At 49.2% G+C, this 16,820-nt stretch carries 14 protein-coding genes and 1 pseudogene; 7 read left to right on the top strand and 8 right to left on the bottom strand.

The annotated features are described in order from the left end of the window. Positions 1 to 72: 72 nt before the first annotated feature. From ACK8NJ_RS21930 to ACK8NJ_RS21940, 3 genes are all read left to right on the top strand, one after another. Positions 73 to 387 carry a DUF485 domain-containing protein gene (locus ACK8NJ_RS21930; RefSeq protein ID WP_001014565.1) on the top strand — a complete coding sequence of 105 codons (315 nt, stop codon included), beginning with the start codon at positions 73 to 75 and terminating at the stop codon, positions 385 to 387. Then, positions 384 to 2,033 (top strand): cation/acetate symporter ActP, encoded by a 1,650-nt coding sequence (actP, locus tag ACK8NJ_RS21935; protein ID WP_000832571.1) that lies wholly within the window; start codon positions 384 to 386, stop codon positions 2,031 to 2,033. The genes ACK8NJ_RS21930 and actP overlap by 4 nt, the downstream gene beginning before the upstream one ends. 177 nt (positions 2,034 to 2,210) lie before the next feature. After that, a complete protein-coding gene (locus ACK8NJ_RS21940) occupies positions 2,211 to 3,503 on the top strand; it encodes a pentapeptide repeat-containing protein (RefSeq protein WP_094308600.1) in 1,293 nt (430 codons plus the stop codon). Between the two features lie 153 nt (positions 3,504 to 3,656). Here the strand turns inward: ACK8NJ_RS21940 and ACK8NJ_RS21945 are convergent, their stop codons facing one another. The 3 genes from ACK8NJ_RS21945 to soxR all read right to left on the bottom strand — a co-directional run bounded on the left by ACK8NJ_RS21945 (position 3,657) and on the right by soxR (position 7,816). After that, positions 3,657 to 5,306, bottom strand: a complete 1,650-nt coding sequence (locus tag ACK8NJ_RS21945) for a Na+/H+ antiporter (RefSeq protein ID WP_000402207.1) — start codon at positions 5,304 to 5,306, stop codon at positions 3,657 to 3,659. Positions 5,307 to 5,456: 150 nt separating this feature from the next. Continuing rightward, entirely contained in the window at positions 5,457 to 6,806 is a 1,350-nt protein-coding gene (ghxP, locus tag ACK8NJ_RS21950) for a guanine/hypoxanthine transporter GhxP (protein ID WP_000106882.1), read from the bottom strand. Between the two features lie 545 nt (positions 6,807 to 7,351). Beyond that, positions 7,352 to 7,816 (bottom strand): redox-sensitive transcriptional activator SoxR, encoded by a 465-nt coding sequence (gene soxR, locus ACK8NJ_RS21955; protein ID WP_000412424.1) that lies wholly within the window; start codon positions 7,814 to 7,816, stop codon positions 7,352 to 7,354. An 85-nt stretch (positions 7,817 to 7,901) separates the two neighbouring features. Between soxR and soxS the strand changes: the two genes are divergently transcribed. Further along, the gene (gene soxS, locus ACK8NJ_RS21960) at positions 7,902 to 8,225 is read left to right on the top strand and encodes a superoxide response transcriptional regulator SoxS (protein ID WP_411961978.1); all 324 of its coding nucleotides are present in this window, start codon (positions 7,902 to 7,904) and stop codon (positions 8,223 to 8,225) included. A 5-nt stretch (positions 8,226 to 8,230) separates the two neighbouring features. Here soxS and pdeC read toward each other — a convergent pair whose 3' ends face one another. Then, a complete protein-coding gene (gene pdeC / locus ACK8NJ_RS21965; RefSeq protein ID WP_411961979.1) occupies positions 8,231 to 9,814 on the bottom strand; it encodes a c-di-GMP phosphodiesterase PdeC in 1,584 nt (527 codons plus the stop codon). Positions 9,815 to 10,242: 428 nt separating this feature from the next. On the opposite strand from pdeC, the gene ACK8NJ_RS21970 reads away from it, so the two are divergent. Further along, positions 10,243 to 10,524, top strand: a complete 282-nt coding sequence (locus tag ACK8NJ_RS21970; protein ID WP_001295689.1) for a YjcB family protein — start codon at positions 10,243 to 10,245, stop codon at positions 10,522 to 10,524. A gap of 99 nt (positions 10,525 to 10,623) precedes the next feature. On the opposite strand, the gene ssb1 is transcribed toward ACK8NJ_RS21970, so the two are convergent. Beyond that, positions 10,624 to 11,160, bottom strand: coding sequence for a single-stranded DNA-binding protein SSB1 (gene ssb1 / locus ACK8NJ_RS21975; protein WP_000168305.1), 537 nt, complete (start codon positions 11,158 to 11,160; stop codon positions 10,624 to 10,626). Between the two features lie 254 nt (positions 11,161 to 11,414). Between ssb1 and uvrA the strand changes: the two genes are divergently transcribed. Further along, positions 11,415 to 14,237, top strand: a complete 2,823-nt coding sequence (uvrA, locus tag ACK8NJ_RS21980) for an excinuclease ABC subunit UvrA (RefSeq protein ID WP_000357740.1) — start codon at positions 11,415 to 11,417, stop codon at positions 14,235 to 14,237. Between the two features lie 34 nt (positions 14,238 to 14,271). On the opposite strand, the gene ACK8NJ_RS21985 is transcribed toward uvrA, so the two are convergent. The 3 genes from ACK8NJ_RS21985 to aphA all read right to left on the bottom strand — a co-directional run bounded on the left by ACK8NJ_RS21985 (position 14,272) and on the right by aphA (position 15,872). Next, a complete protein-coding gene (locus ACK8NJ_RS21985; RefSeq protein ID WP_000155657.1) occupies positions 14,272 to 14,628 on the bottom strand; it encodes an MmcQ/YjbR family DNA-binding protein in 357 nt (118 codons plus the stop codon). 3 nt (positions 14,629 to 14,631) lie between these two features. Continuing rightward, positions 14,632 to 15,048 (bottom strand): secondary thiamine-phosphate synthase enzyme YjbQ, encoded by a 417-nt coding sequence (locus ACK8NJ_RS21990; protein ID WP_000270375.1) that lies wholly within the window; start codon positions 15,046 to 15,048, stop codon positions 14,632 to 14,634. A 110-nt stretch (positions 15,049 to 15,158) separates the two neighbouring features. Further along, entirely contained in the window at positions 15,159 to 15,872 is a 714-nt protein-coding gene (gene aphA, locus ACK8NJ_RS21995; RefSeq protein ID WP_001226928.1) for an acid phosphatase AphA, read from the bottom strand. A 400-nt stretch (positions 15,873 to 16,272) separates the two neighbouring features. On the opposite strand from aphA, the pseudogene ACK8NJ_RS22000 reads away from it, so the two are divergent. Then, positions 16,273 to 16,495 (top strand): annotated as a pseudogene (locus ACK8NJ_RS22000) (hypothetical protein). Positions 16,496 to 16,820 lie beyond the last annotated feature (325 nt).

The following is a 16,820-nucleotide window of genomic DNA, read 5'->3' on the forward strand; positions in this document are numbered from 1 at the left end:
TGACTGGGGGAGGCGAGTGCGGCTGACGAACCTGCGGCGTGAAAGACGACGGGAACCTCTGGAGAATCTGTGATGAATGGTACGATTTATCAGCGGATAGAAGACAATGCGCATTTCAGGGAGTTAGTCGAAAAACGGCAACGGTTTGCCACCATCCTGTCGATTATTATGCTGGCAGTTTATATCGGCTTTATTTTACTGATCGCCTTCGCGCCCGGCTGGCTGGGCACTCCGCTGAATCCGAACACCAGCGTCACACGCGGTATTCCGATTGGTGTTGGGGTAATTGTGATCTCCTTTGTTCTCACTGGTATCTACATCTGGCGGGCGAACGGCGAATTCGACCGTCTTAATAATGAAGTCCTGCATGAGGTACAAGCATCATGAAAAGAGTTCTGACGGCGCTTGCCGCCACACTCCCTTTCGCAGCTAACGCCGCGGATGCTATTAGCGGGGCCGTAGAGCGCCAGCCAACAAACTGGCAGGCGATTATTATGTTCCTGATTTTCGTCGTGTTTACGCTCGGTATTACCTACTGGGCGTCAAAACGCGTACGTTCTCGTAGCGACTACTACACCGCAGGCGGCAATATCACCGGTTTCCAGAACGGGCTGGCGATTGCCGGGGACTATATGTCTGCCGCCTCATTTTTGGGGATCTCCGCGCTGGTGTTTACCTCCGGCTATGACGGCTTAATTTACTCGCTGGGCTTCCTGGTGGGCTGGCCGATCATTCTGTTCCTGATTGCCGAACGTCTGCGTAACCTGGGACGCTACACCTTTGCCGATGTAGCCTCTTACCGCCTGAAACAGGGGCCAATCCGTATTCTTTCGGCCTGTGGTTCTCTGGTGGTCGTGGCACTTTACCTTATCGCTCAGATGGTAGGCGCAGGTAAACTGATCGAACTGCTGTTTGGCCTTAACTATCACATTGCGGTAGTACTGGTCGGCGTGCTGATGATGATGTACGTCCTGTTCGGCGGCATGCTGGCGACCACCTGGGTACAGATTATCAAAGCCGTGCTGTTGCTGTTCGGTGCCAGCTTTATGGCCTTTATGGTGATGAAACACGTCGGCTTTAGCTTCAACAATCTGTTCAGCGAAGCGATGGCGGTACACCCGAAAGGTGTCGACATCATGAAGCCGGGCGGGCTGGTGAAAGATCCCATCTCCGCGCTCTCTCTGGGGCTAGGACTGATGTTTGGTACGGCTGGCTTGCCGCACATTCTGATGCGCTTCTTTACGGTCAGCGATGCCCGCGAAGCGCGTAAGAGCGTGTTCTACGCTACCGGATTTATGGGCTACTTCTATATTCTGACCTTTATTATCGGCTTCGGCGCGATCATGCTGGTTGGTGCGAATCCGGAATATAAAGACGCGGCGGGCCATCTGATTGGTGGTAACAACATGGCGGCAGTTCACCTGGCGAATGCAGTGGGTGGCAACCTGTTCCTCGGTTTTATTTCAGCGGTTGCTTTCGCCACCATTCTTGCGGTGGTTGCGGGTCTGACGCTGGCGGGCGCATCGGCGGTGTCTCACGACCTGTACGCTAACGTCTTCAAAAAAGGCGCGACCGAACGTGAAGAGCTGCGGGTATCAAAAATCACCGTTCTGATTTTGGGTGTGATTGCCATTATCCTCGGCGTGCTGTTTGAGAATCAGAACATCGCCTTCATGGTAGGCCTGGCGTTTGCCATCGCGGCGAGCTGTAACTTCCCGATCATTCTGCTTTCTATGTACTGGTCGAAACTGACTACCCGTGGCGCGATGCTGGGCGGCTGGTTAGGACTGATTACTGCGGTGGTGCTGATGATCCTCGGCCCGACGATTTGGGTACAGATCCTCGGTCACGAAAAAGCCATCTTCCCGTATGAATACCCGGCGCTGTTCTCTATCAGCGTGGCATTCCTCGGCATCTGGTTCTTCTCGGCAACCGATAACTCAGCGGAAGGCGCGCGCGAGCGTGAACTGTTCCGTGCGCAGTTTATCCGTTCCCAGACCGGCTTTGGCGTTGAGCAAGGCCGCGCGCATTAATCTCTCCCCTTCCCCGGTCGCCTGACCGGGGAATACTCTTCCTCTGCAAAATGCATCACCTTTTCCCATAATATTAAAGAAATAAACTCATTAAAAAATGAGCGATTTTTGACAGTTGTAGAAAATGATAATGCAGAGAATATGCCTTTTCTTTCTTGTTAATTATAAGGATATTTTATGCGCTATAATGGTTTAAATAATATGTTTTTTCCTCTTTGCCAGATTAACGATAACCACTCTGTCACAAGTCCATCACATACAAAGAAAACAAAATCAGATAATTACAGAAAACATCATAAAAACACGTTAATTGACAATAAAGCCCTCTCTCTTTTCAAAATAGATGATCATGAAAAAGTGATAGGCTTGATTCAGAAAATGAAAAGATTTTATGATAGTTTACCATCAGGAAAAATCACGAAAGAAACGGACAGGAAAATACATAAACATTTTATAGATATAGCTTCACATGCAAATAATAAATGTGACGATAGAATTACGAGAAGAGTTTACCTTAATAAAGATAAGGAAGTGTCCATTAAGGTAGTATATTTTATAAATAATGTCACCGTCCATAATAATACTATCGAAATCCCACAGACAGTAAATGGTGGTTACGATTTTTCACACCTTAGCCTGAAAGGCATCGTGATTAAAGATGAAGATTTATCCAATTCGAATTTTGCAGGTTGCAGACTACAAAACGCTATTTTCCAGGACTGTAATATGTATAAAACGAATTTTTATTGCGCCATAATGGAAAAAATACTTTTTGATAATTGTATTCTCGATGACTCAAATTTCGCTCAGATAAAAATGGCTGACGGAACTCTAAATGCATGCTCCGCTATGCATGTTCAATTCTACAATGCAGCAATGAATAGAGCCAATATTAAAAATACCTTCCTTGATTATTCAAATTTTTATATGGCGTACATGGCTGAGGCAAATCTTTATAAAGTAATAGCGCCATATGTTAATTTATTTAAAGCCGACCTTAGTTTCTCTAAACTCGATTTAATTAACTTTGACCATGCTGATCTGTCTCGCGTCAATCTGAACAAAGCAATCCTTCAGAATATAAACTTAATTGATAGCAAACTCTTTTTTACGCGGCTGACAAATACATTCCTCGAAATGGTTATATGTACCGGATCTAATATGGCTAATGTTAATTTTAATAATGCCAATTTAAGCAACTGCCATTTCAACTGTTCTATTTTAACAAAAGCCTGGATGTTTAATACCCGTCTCTATCGGGTTAATTTCGATGAGGCTAGCGTGCAGGGAATGGGCATTTCCATTCTCCGAGGGGAGGAAAATATCCCCATTAATAGTGATACTCTGATAACACTACAGAAATTCTTTGAAGAAGATTGTACCTCTCATACTGGCATGTCACAAACTGAGGATAATATTCATGCAGTCGCTATGAAGATTACTGCAGATATTATGCGAGATGCAGATTGAGGTTAAGCCGAAGAACAGCCAATGAATTGACTTTAAAAGAGAGATAACTTATTTGTTTTAGAATCATGTATGTTAGCCCGAGCTAACCTGTTAAAGGTGCAAAAGATTGCACCTTTTTCAAATTACCTCGGGCCTGGTTACGTCGCTTTCGGCTTACTGATTTTCCTCAATCAACAACGCTTCAAGCAAATCGAGATCGTGCAGTAATTTTTGCAGCGTTTCGTTGCTGATCTCCCGCGTGGCGCGCAGGTGGTACAGTTCAGCACGTTCAGAACGCAATGCCGCCAGACGGAAGCGACGCTCAAGGTTCTCTTCCTGCACGGAACTTTCAACGTCGTTACGTCCATCGGCGCGACGACGCAGGTTACCAATGACGCGAGAACTGACCTCCGTAAGCAGCTGGTTATCGATATTCTCTTCGGTATCCGCCGCCAGACGCTCCTCCATTTTCTGGATCGCCACAATCGCCACTTCTGCCGTTGCCGCTCGCGCAATACGTTCCTCTTTCAATTGTTGCGAATGGTCCGCGACTTCAATGTGTTGTAGCAGAATAGGCAACATCACCACGCCGACAAACAGCGAGAAGAGAATGACACCAGCCGCCAGGAATACCAGCTCATAGCGCGCCGGGAAGACGTTACCATCCGGCAAGAGCAGCGGGATAGAGAGCACACCGGCCAGAGTGATCGCCCCACGCACCCCGGCGAAAGACGCGATCAGGATTTCTCGTGTGGTCCACGAACCAAACTCCATCGGCTTCTTCTTCAGGAAGCGGTTGCTGAACTTTTTCATCGTCCACAGCCAGCCGAAACGGACCAGCATCAGCGCCGCATAAATCAGAATGATATCGGTAAACAGCATCCAGATTTCGACGTTAGGGTCGATTTCTGCCGCCATCAGCGACGTCTCCAGAATACCCGGCAGCTGCAGACCTAACAGCAGGAATACCATGCCGTTAAAGACAAATTCCAGCATCGCCCAGGTACTGTTTGCGCGCAGGCGCATTGCCAGCGGCGCACGGCGCATCACACCGGAGCGGGTGATGGTCATCCCGGCGGCAACCGCAGCGAGGATGCCGGAAACGCCAATATGTTCGGCAATCAGATAAGAAGCGAATGGCAGCAAGAACAGTAGAACAATCTGCGTCGCGGGTTCATCACCGCCCCAGCGGCTGAGGAATCGCAGCGAGCGACCATACAGCCAGCTCACTACAAAACCGGCGAGAATACCGCCAATGGCCACTTTCATAAATTCGACCGTCGCACCGCCGACGGTGAAGATCATCGTCCCCATCGCCACTGCTACGGCAAACTTCAACGACACCAGGCCGGAGGCGTCATTCATCAACGCTTCGCCCTGCAAAATGCCCATGATTTTTTTCGGGATGCGCCCTTCGCCAACAATCCCGGAGAGCGCCACAGCATCGGTCGGAGAAAGCACCGCCGCCAGCGCAAAGGCGGGGATCAGCGGAATGCCCGGCACCACCCAGTAAATAAGGAAGCCAATGCCGACCACGGTGACCACCACCAGCGCCAGCGCGAGGCCGAAAATCTCTCGACCATGTTCGAGAAATTCACGGGTCGGCGTTTTCCAGCCATCAGCGAACAGCAACGGCGGGATAAACAAGACTAAAAAGAGTTCAGGATCAAACTCCACATGCAAACCAAACGTCGGCCACGCCAGTAGCGCACCGATGGCGATTTGCATAAGCGGAAGCGGGATCTGAAAGGGCATGACACGAGTGACCACCCCGGACAGCGAGACCACGAGGGTCATTATCAGTATGGTGAAGAAGATTTCCATGCGTTCCCTGTTTGCGATGTTTTTTATGATCTGAGAAAGACGTTATGCCTGAATTCTCATTTTTTCAGAATATCGCAAAAGCTCACACAATGTGCGGAGAAAATAAAAACGGGCAGCCATTGCCACCCGTTTTCAGAATCATATGAAAGATTAGATAGCCCAGCCACCCGCATAGAAGGTCACCAGCGCCACGGCGATAACGACCGTACCGATGTTCAACTTGCGCCATTCGCCGGAAACCAGACGACCAATCACCAGAGTCGCGAAGCCGATCATGATGCCTGTTACGATGTTACAGGTCAGCACGATGAATACCGCCGTAACCAGACCCGCCATCGCATCAACAAAATCAGCAAAGTCGATTTTCGCCACGTTGCTCAGCATCAGCAGGCCAACGTACATCAGCGCTGGAGCCGTTGCGTACCCAGGAACGAGGTAAGAGAGCGGAGAGAGGAACAGAATCAGCAGGAACAGCACGCCAACGGTGATAGCCGTCAAACCGGTTTTACCGCCCGCCGCCGTACCCGCCGCAGACTCAATGTATACCGCTGCCGGAGCTGCCCCCACCAGGCCAGAGAAAACGCTGCTCATGGAGTCAGTGGTCAGTGCTTTCCCGCCGTCGATGATCTGCCCGTCTTTATCCAGCAGGTTCGCCTGGCCGGCGACGGCACGGATAGTTCCGGTGGCATCAAATACTGCCGTCATCACCAGCGCCAGAACGCTTGGCAGGACTACAGGATTCAGCGCGCCCATAATATCCAGGCTGCCAATCAGTGAATTGCCGTTTTCATCGCTCAATGAAGGCATAGCGAAAACGCCGGAGAAATGGACGTTAGGATCGAAGATCAAACCGACAATTGAGATACCGATAATGGTCAGCAGAATGCCACCAGGGACTTTCAGTTTTTCCAGGCCGATGATCACCGCCAGACCTACCAGTGACATAATCACCGGGAAGGTCGCGAAATCACCCAGCGCAACGGGCAGACCATCAAGCGGGTTTTTAATCACCAGACCGACACCATTAGCAGCAATCAGCAGCAGGAACAGACCGATACCGATCCCCGTGCCGTGCGCCACACCGTGCGGCAAGTTGCGCAAAATCCAGCTACGGATACCCGTGGCAGAAATGACCGTAAACAGCACACCCATCAGGAACACGGCACCCAGCGCGACAGGTACGCTAATATGTTGCCCCAGCACCAGACTGAATGCGGTAAACGCCGTCAGGGAGATGGCGCAACCAATCGCCAACGGCAGATTAGCCCACAGACCCATCACGATAGAACCGAGTCCGGCAACCAGACAGGTCGCAACGAAAACTGCCGCAGGCGGGAAGCCTGCTTTACCCAACATGCCTGGAACGACGATAACCGAGTAGACCATCGCCAGAAACGTTGTTAACCCGGCAACCACTTCCTGACGGACAGTGCTTCCACGTTGTGAAATTTTAAACCAGGCGTCGAGTGAACCGCCGGTACGCGCTGATGGCGTAGACATAAGAAAACATCCCCTGAGAGTTTAATTTTCGTCAAGATGCGTGGCGGACAATCCCCTGCCAGCGAAACGTTATCTTCCTGCTCCAGGTTTGCGACAAATTGGTGCGTCGCAAAAAAGCAAACGTTTAGCTCCGCGCATACAAAACGGGTGGTAAAAAAAGCAAACGATTATCCGGCGATCATAGCGGCTTTTTCAACCGAAGTTTGCTGCTTTTTTCTCTTTTATTGTCTTGACGATGAAAAACCAGGCAATTGATGCGCAAACGTTATCGTCGATGCGCAAGATTGCAGCGTTATCGAGCCGCATACCGTTCAGGATTGCGATAAAAAATCGTCTGAGATGACAAAAATATTGCGGCTAAAAAGTGTACTTTTACACTGGCGAAGAAACGCCGGTGACATACAATTAAAGCATCAACACCAACCGGAACCTCCACCACGTGCTCGAATGAGGTGTGTTGACGTCGGGGGAAACCCTCCTGTGTACCAGCGGGATAGAGAGAAAGACAAAGACCGGAAAACAAACTAAAGCGCCCTTGTGGCGCTTTAGTTTTGTTCATCTTCCAGCAAGCGTGCGCCTGTGCCTTCTTCTCCTAAGCGGTCGCCCGGGTTACGCAATGGGCAATCACTGCGCGAAAGGCAGCCACAACCAATACATCCGTCCAGTTCGTCACGCAGCGCCACTAAGGTATGAATGCGCCGATCCAACTCTTCTCGCCATTGGGACGAAAGCTGTTTCCACTCTTTCGCACTTAATGTATGCCCTTCGGGCAACACGCCAAATGCTTCACGAATGGTCGCTAGCGGAATGCCAATACGCTGAGCAATTTTGATGATTGCGACATATCGCAACACATCACGTTTATATCGCCGCTGATTGCCACTATTACGGATACTGCTAATCAACCCTTTGCTTTCATAGAAATGCAGCGCCGATACCGCCACACCGCTGCGTTTCGCCACTTCGCCGGGGGTTAGCAGCGCTTTAATGCGGGGTAATTTCTTTTCCATAAATCGCTTTACCTCAAGTTAACTTGAGGAATTATACTCCCCAACAGATGAATTAACGAACTGAACACTGAAAAGAGGCAGATTTATGTCCCATCAGAAAATTATTCAGGATCTTATCGCATGGATTGACGAGCATATTGACCAGCCGCTTAACATTGATGTCGTCGCAAAAAAATCAGGCTATTCAAAGTGGTACTTACAGCGGATGTTCCGCACGGTGACGCATCAGACACTTGGTGATTACATTCGCCAACGCCGCCTGTTACTGGCCGCCGTTGAGTTGCGCGCCACCGAGCGTCCGATTTTTGATATCGCAATGGACCTGGGTTATGTCTCGCAGCAGACCTTCTCCCGCGTTTTCCGTCGGCAGTTTGATCGCACTCCCAGCGATTATCGCCACCGCCTGTAGTTTTATTACCCGCGCGTTAACCCCCGCGCGGGTAATTGCTCCATCCATTGCATAAACACCTGCGGCGGCATCGCCTTCGCAAAGAACCATCCCTGGCAATAGCGCACGCCGCGTTTGCGCAGCCAGTTAACCTGCTCCTCAGTTTCGACGCCTTCAGCGATCGTTTTTAACCCCAGACTGTGCGCCAGCTCGATGATGTGTTCCGCAATCAAATGACTGGTTTTATGGGTGGTCAGCGTCTCAACAAACGATTTATCGATTTTCAAAATATCGACATTCAATGATTTAAGGTTATGCAAGTTAGAGTAGCCAATACCAAAATCATCAATTGCCACTTCGTAACCAGCCTGGCGGAAAGCCAGAATAATCGGCGTCATTTTGTCGACATCAAGAAATGCATGTTCAGTCACTTCAAATTTAATTTGCTGCGGACGCACCGCATATTGCTCTGTTTTCTGGTTGGTTCGCGCTATCAACCGTGACGTATGAAAATCGGAGGCCGACAGGTTAATAGAAACATAGCGATCGACATGTGTTGCCAGGTACACGCCCAGATCGCGGAAGACATTATCAATAACATAATCAGTTATCTGTTCGATCATCCCCTCCTTTTCTGCCAGCGGAATAAACTCTGCCGGATTCATTACTTGCCCCTGCTCACCAGGCCAACGTAACAATGCTTCAGCTCCGATACATTTTTCTGTTTTGATATCGATTATTGGCTGGTAATAAAGGCAAAGTTGATGTTTTTCGAGGGCGCGTTGCAATTTACGTTTGGGAGACAAATAGTTTTGTCGAATACGTAGCCAGAGTAATAACAGAACAAGACTCCCCAAAATACCGGCGGGTAATGCAAAAATAAGATGATTATAAAAATGCGCTATAAGACGTTGATATGAAGTCGCAACAATGGCTGCAATCGGGCGTTTTGTCGAATAAACTGTCGCATATAAATAGCCATTTCTTTGTACGATTAAATCATTCAAATGAATCAGCGGAGAAAACGTTGCTGCCGAGGCCTCGTTGCTTAACGAGAAAAAGGTTTTTGTCACCGTATCATACACACCCCATTGCAATGTCGGATCATCGGACATCACTTCACTCCAGAAGAGAGGGTTGATAACCGCCACATAATTTCCCCGCTGCATATAGGTCATTTTATAGCCAGAGAAAAAAGGCGTATCGCGGTAATAATAGATAGAAACGTTAGGTTCACGCTTATAATCGGCCGGTGCAATCGTATAGCCGTTTACAGGCGCTATCAGCGATGAGCATAAAAAATGGTTATCACGGGCATAGATCAATTCATTAATATAAAGATAGCCACGAATAATATTCAACATTCGCTTTTGATGGGCTGGAGTGCAAACTTGCCCCTGATAGCGTTCAGCAGCATCGCTCACTAAATCTGCCTGGCGAATGACCAGCTCGGATTTATCCAGCGCCAGCTGAGCAAAAGTTTGGAGCTGGCTATTCACTTCTGATTTTGCCCAAAGGAAGGCAATCCATAGCGACAGAATGATGGGAAAGAGAACTAAAAAGATAATGCCCGGCAACGCCAGTAATTGGTGTCGTGCACGATGACTCATTGCTATCAATTTCCTGCCTGTTTATACCCGGCCATTGCAAGGTGAAAACCCTGGGCACCGACGTCTTTAGATAAATCTTACGGTATAAATAGCACTTTTGCCTGATTTGAAATTGATACCTTTTTAATGGTCACTTGGATAAAAATAATTCATTGATATTCAAATTAATTTTCTACAGGAATGCAGAGGCGGCGGGAAGATATGCCCTTAATGCCACTGAAAAACCACATAATCTGTACAGCAATAAAAGTCACGGCCTAATCTGGCTAACAAACAATCAATTGTGATATAGTTCACAAAATTAATGAAACAAACAGAGTGTTTCATTTTTGTGTCCTGCAAGCCCCGCGATAGCCAGAGTGTACCACGCCTCCCGTGAACAACGCCGCGCTGTCCAGGGCATCGGCTCTTTTCAGAGGAATTGTTTGATGGCTACCCTCACCACTGGCGTGGTTCTACTTCGCTGGCAACTTCTTAGTGCCGTAATGATGTTTCTGGCCAGCACGCTCAACATCCGTTTTCGTCGGTCTGATTATGTCGGGCTTGCAGTGATCAGCAGCGGTCTGGGCGTGGTTTCTGCCTGCTGGTTCGCAATGGGGTTGCTTGGCATCACAATGGCGGATATCACCGCCATCTGGCACAACATCGAGTCGGTGATGATAGAAGAGATGAATCAGACACCGCCACAATGGCCAATGATTTTAACTTGATATGTAGAAGCCTCCATAACGGAGGCTTCTTTTTTTATGGCTGGCAGATGCTTTAATCATCCACCTTAAAACAATATAACCTATTGTTTTAATGACAAATCAGAACGGAATATCGTCATCAAAATCCATCGGCGGCTCGTTAGACGGTGCTGCCGGAGCGGACTGCTGCGGGCGAGACTGCGCGCCGCCGCTGAACTGATTGCCGCCCTGCGGCTGCTGAGGCTGACCCCAACCGCCCTGCGGCTGACCACCACCGATATTGCCACCTGCAGGAGCGCCACCACCCTGACGACCACCCAGCATCTGCATGGTGCCGCCAACGTTCACCACGACTTCTGTGGTGTAGCGATCCTGACCGGATTGATCGGTCCATTTGCGGGTACGCAGCTGACCTTCGATATAAACCTGAGAACCTTTACGCAGATATTCGCTGGCCACTTCTGCCAGTTTGCCGAACAGCACAACGCGGTGCCATTCAGTCTGCTCTTTCATCTCGCCGGTCGCTTTATCACGCCAGGATTCGGAAGTAGCCAGCGTAATGTTGGCAACTGCGCCACCATTTGGCATGTAGCGTACTTCCGGGTCCTGACCCAGATTACCAACGAGAATAACCTTGTTTACGCCTCTGCTGGCCATGTTCGTGTCTCCTGAAAAAAAATCGTTCTGAATAAGTGTAAACGCGCGATTGTACCATTACCAATAGCGCTTTTACTATGTTGTGACCTCGGTTCCGGGAAACAAACCTGGCCAGACATTGTTACACAACACTCCGGGTATTGCATTCCAATACTGTATATTCATTCAGGTCAATTTGTGTCATAATTAACCGTTTGTGATCGCCGGTAGCACCATGCCACCGGGCAAAAAAGCGTTTAATCCGGGAAAGGTGAATGGATAAGATCGAAGTTCGGGGCGCCCGCACCCATAATCTCAAAAACATCAACCTCGTTATCCCCCGCGACAAGCTCATTGTCGTGACCGGGCTTTCGGGTTCTGGCAAATCCTCGCTCGCTTTCGACACCTTATATGCCGAAGGGCAGCGCCGTTACGTTGAATCCCTTTCCGCCTACGCGCGGCAGTTTCTGTCACTGATGGAAAAGCCGGACGTCGATCATATTGAGGGGCTTTCTCCTGCCATCTCAATTGAGCAGAAATCGACGTCTCATAACCCGCGTTCTACGGTGGGGACAATCACCGAAATCCACGACTATTTGCGTTTGTTGTTCGCCCGCGTTGGCGAGCCGCGCTGTCCGGACCACGACGTCCCGCTGGCGGCGCAAACCGTCAGCCAGATGGTGGATAACGTGCTGTCGCAGCCGGAAGGCAAGCGTCTGATGCTACTCGCGCCAATCATTAAAGAGCGCAAAGGCGAACACACCAAAACGCTGGAAAATCTGGCAAGCCAGGGTTACATCCGTGCTCGTATTGATGGCGAAGTCTGCGATCTTTCCGATCCGCCGAAACTGGAACTGCAAAAGAAACATACCATTGAAGTGGTGGTTGATCGCTTCAAGGTGCGTGACGATCTCACCCAACGTCTGGCAGAGTCGTTTGAAACCGCGCTGGAGCTTTCCGGTGGTACCGCGGTAGTTGCCGATATGGACGATCCAAAAGCGGAAGAGCTGCTATTTTCCGCCAACTTCGCCTGCCCAATTTGCGGCTACAGTATGCGTGAACTGGAACCACGCCTGTTTTCGTTTAACAACCCGGCGGGTGCCTGCCCGACCTGTGACGGCCTTGGCGTACAGCAATATTTCGATCCTGACCGCGTGATCCAGAATCCGGAACTGTCGCTGGCAGGTGGTGCGATCCGAGGCTGGGATCGCCGCAACTTCTATTACTTCCAGATGCTGAAATCGCTGGCAGATCACTATAAGTTCGACGTCGAAGCGCCGTGGGGCAGCCTGAGCGCGAACGTGCATAAAGTGGTGTTGTACGGTTCTGGCAAAGAAAACATTGAATTCAAATACATGAACGATCGTGGCGATACCTCCATTCGTCGTCATCCGTTCGAAGGCGTGCTGCACAATATGGAGCGCCGTTATAAAGAGACAGAATCTAGTGCGGTACGCGAAGAATTAGCCAAGTTTATCAGCAATCGCCCGTGCGCCAGCTGCGAAGGGACGCGTCTGCGTCGAGAAGCGCGCCATGTGTATGTCGAGAATACGCCGCTGCCTGCTATCTCCGACATGAGCATCGGTCATGCGATGGAATTCTTCAACAATCTCAAACTCGCAGGTCAGCGAGCGAAGATTGCGGAAAAAATTCTTAAAGAGATTGGCGATCGCCTGAAATTCCTCGTTAACGTAGGCCTGAATTACCTGACACTTTCCCGCTCGGCAGAGACACTTTCTGGCGGTGAAGCCCAGCGTATCCGTCTGGCGAGCCAGATTGGTGCGGGCCTGGTTGGCGTTATGTACGTGCTGGACGAGCCGTCTATCGGCCTGCACCAGCGCGATAACGAGCGCCTGTTGGGTACGCTAATCCATCTGCGCGATCTCGGTAATACCGTGATTGTGGTGGAGCACGACGAAGACGCGATTCGCGCCGCTGACCATGTGATCGATATCGGTCCTGGTGCGGGTGTTCACGGCGGTGAAGTGGTCGCAGAAGGTCCGCTCGAAGCGATTATGGCGGTGCCGGAGTCGTTGACCGGGCAGTACATGAGCGGTAAACGCAAGATTGAAGTGCCGAAGAAACGCGTTCCGGCGAATCCGGAAAAAGTGCTGAAGCTGACAGGCGCACGTGGTAATAACCTGAAAGACGTGACGCTGACACTGCCAGTCGGTCTGTTTACCTGCATCACAGGGGTTTCAGGTTCCGGTAAATCGACGCTGATTAACGACACACTGTTCCCGATTGCCCAACGCCAGTTAAATGGTGCGACCATCGCCGAACCGGCACCGTATCGCGATATTCAGGGGCTGGAGCATTTCGATAAAGTGATCGATATCGACCAAAGCCCAATTGGTCGTACTCCGCGTTCTAACCCAGCGACCTATACCGGCGTGTTTACGCCTGTGCGCGAACTGTTTGCGGGCGTACCGGAATCCCGTGCGCGCGGCTATACGCCGGGACGTTTCAGCTTTAACGTCCGTGGCGGGCGCTGCGAAGCCTGTCAGGGCGATGGCGTGATCAAAGTGGAGATGCACTTCCTGCCGGATATCTACGTGCCGTGCGACCAGTGCAAAGGTAAACGCTATAACCGCGAAACGCTGGAAATTAAGTACAAAGGCAAAACCATCCACGAAGTGCTGGATATGACCATCGAAGAGGCGCGTGAGTTCTTTGATGCGGTGCCAGCTCTGGCGCGTAAGCTGCAAACGTTGATGGACGTTGGCCTGACGTACATTCGCCTCGGGCAGTCCGCAACCACGCTTTCTGGTGGTGAAGCCCAGCGCGTGAAGCTGGCGCGTGAGCTGTCAAAACGCGGCACCGGGCAGACGCTGTATATTCTTGATGAGCCGACCACCGGTCTGCACTTCGCCGATATTCAGCAACTGCTCGACGTACTGCATAAACTGCGCGATCAGGGCAACACCATTGTGGTGATTGAGCACAATCTCGACGTGATCAAAACCGCTGACTGGATTGTCGACCTGGGACCAGAAGGCGGCAGTGGCGGCGGCGAAATCCTCGTCTCCGGTACGCCAGAAACCGTCGCGGAGTGCGAAGCTTCGCATACGGCACGCTTCCTCAAGCCGATGCTGTAATCGTTAAGGCCGCTTTCCGAGCGGCCTTTTCCTTTCAGAGTTGCACCAGCAATTTACGTTTTTCTTCCGGCAGCAAATTCACCGCCTGCTGATAAGACGCATCCACCAGATAATAGATTTGCGAATCTGGCAGCGAACCGTCGAGATACACGGTGCTCCAGTGCGCTTTATTCAGATGGCGGCTTGGACGCACATCGCTGTGCTGCTGACGTAGCAGCTCCGCCAGCTCCGGGCTGGTTTTCAGCGAAACAGCTGGGCGATTTTCTACTTCTTTCACCATCGCAAACAGTACATCTTCCACTTTGATCTGCGTCGCTTTCCAGTCGTTATGCACGCTCTGTTCTGCACCTGGTTTTGCCATGCAATATTGTAGCAACTCCGAAATGGTCATTTTTTACTCCCCTTGTAGTGTCGCGATAATGCGACGCGATCCGCCGTGGATGCGATGTTCCCCCAGCCAGATGCCTTGCCAGGTGCCGGTCTGAATACGCCCTTTATGTACCGGCAATACAAGCGATGTTCCCAGCATTGAGGATTTGATATGAGAAGGCATATCGTCTGCTCCCTCATAGTCATGCTCATAATTTCCGTTATCGGGAACGGTGCGGAGGAAAAAACGCTCCATGTCGTGGCGTACGGTGGGATCGCAGTTCTCATTAAGTGTCAGAGAGGCGGAGGTATGTTGCAGCAACAGATGCAGTAAACCGATGTTAACGCGCGGCATATCAGCCAGCTGATTCAAAATTTCATCCGTTACCAGATGAAACCCACGAGATTTGGCGCTAAGCGTGAGCGTCTTTTGATACCACATGTGCTGCTCCTTGATAAAACTCTCTTAATCAGTTTGCAGCAAGACAGCGAAAGGATAAAGGTGTGATTAAAAAAACAGCATTCGGGAGAGTGTCACGCTCTCCCGCTCTGTCAGTATTCTGAATTGACGATCACCTCTTCACCAAACGCACCCGCTTGTGGCAAGGGTTTGTAGGTAGAGTTGGAGGCGCGCAGAATGCGGATACCACGAGCGCCGACATCGCGTGCGGCGGTAATATCGTTATCGGAATCGCCATAAAAAATTCGGATATTTTTATCCTGCAGCCATTGCGATTTTGTATTTTGCCCTGGTTTATCACCCGCAAAGATCACCGGATTCATATTGGTGGCAGGAATATGAAAATTATCCGCCAGCGTTTTTGAAACCGTTTCTGTTTTCGTCGGGCTACGACCAGTCACAAAGAAGATCGCGTCACCGCGGCGTACATGCATATCAATAAGCTGGCGAGCGACCTCTTTCGGAATGCTGAATTCATCCCAGCCATTGTTCATTTTTTCCCAGAACACAGGATTTTTCAGATAATCTTCGCTTTCTGGCGAGAAGGTTTTTTTGCCGCGCCAGAAGCCCGGACTGGAAAAAAGTACCGTGTCATCGATATCAAACCCCACCGCCATTGGCGGGCGCCCTGCGAGGCTATTTTCAATTTGTGCGACCGAAACCCAATGAATTGGTGCCTGTTCAGCAAGCCTGGCAACGTTAGTACCAGGGTTAAGCGGCGAAGGAGATGAGGCCAGGGCAACAGCGGAACTGTTTAGAGCGAACAATAAGCAAACGGCACTGATTGCCTGTGTGATCTTGCGCATATTTTTCCCTAAATAGTCAGTATGTTGAAACTTTTTATTGTGAGATTTGTTGCAAAAACCATCTGACCATAACGCCAGCAGCAGGGGAAAGGAAGGATTATCTGCGGTTTTTGTGATGAAAAGCAGGATGATTATATTTAACCCAGTAAATACGTTCCTGTCGTTTTTTTGTAAAAAAATGTTTATTCCTCAATGAAGGATACATTAATTTTACGTTTATTATGATGAATCCTCTGCAAATGAGCGAAATTTGATAGAACATTTATCTGCTGTACGATTTAATAAACTTAATGATACAGCATTACAAAAACAATCGAAGTTTATAAAGATGATTTCTGATTGACCAGCCCCCTACCCTACAATGGTGACTAATTTTATTACTCCCGAAGGAGATGATGATATGAATATATCAAATGTGAATAGCAACAACACGACATCTTTACCTGTAGAGCTAGATACACTAAATAACAAAGGTATCTCTTATGCCAAAGATTTCTCTTATGCCAAAGATCTCTTTTTATATATAGAAACACAGTTAAAAATTGCAAAAGATTTTTGTAGACCTGGAGAAGAAGTATCAAGTTCTATTGCAAGTACAGTTTTTCACGCATTTATTGATTTAGTTAACAAAATCAGGGGTAAGAAAGATTGTATGTATATTTGCACGCTTTGCTGTTTTGCCGAGGAGGTTAAAGGTGATTATTCTCATTACAGGACCTTTTTATTTGATATTGGTAATCAATATAAGGTTAAACTTACACAAAGCGGAAAAAAAGAGTTCTCTTTAACTTTAGAATTTAACGATACTATAATTGAATCTCAGATAGTCACAGGCAATAAGGCAAAGCATATTCTTGAGGATATAGAAAAATTCTATCGTAACAAACCCGATACTTATTATTAAATTTAATAATGGTTAGATGTGCAAAAATTATTATTCCACACGGT

The organism is Escherichia sp. F1, from assembly GCF_046764225.1.
GTDB lineage: Bacteria > Pseudomonadota > Gammaproteobacteria > Enterobacterales > Enterobacteriaceae > Escherichia > Escherichia coli.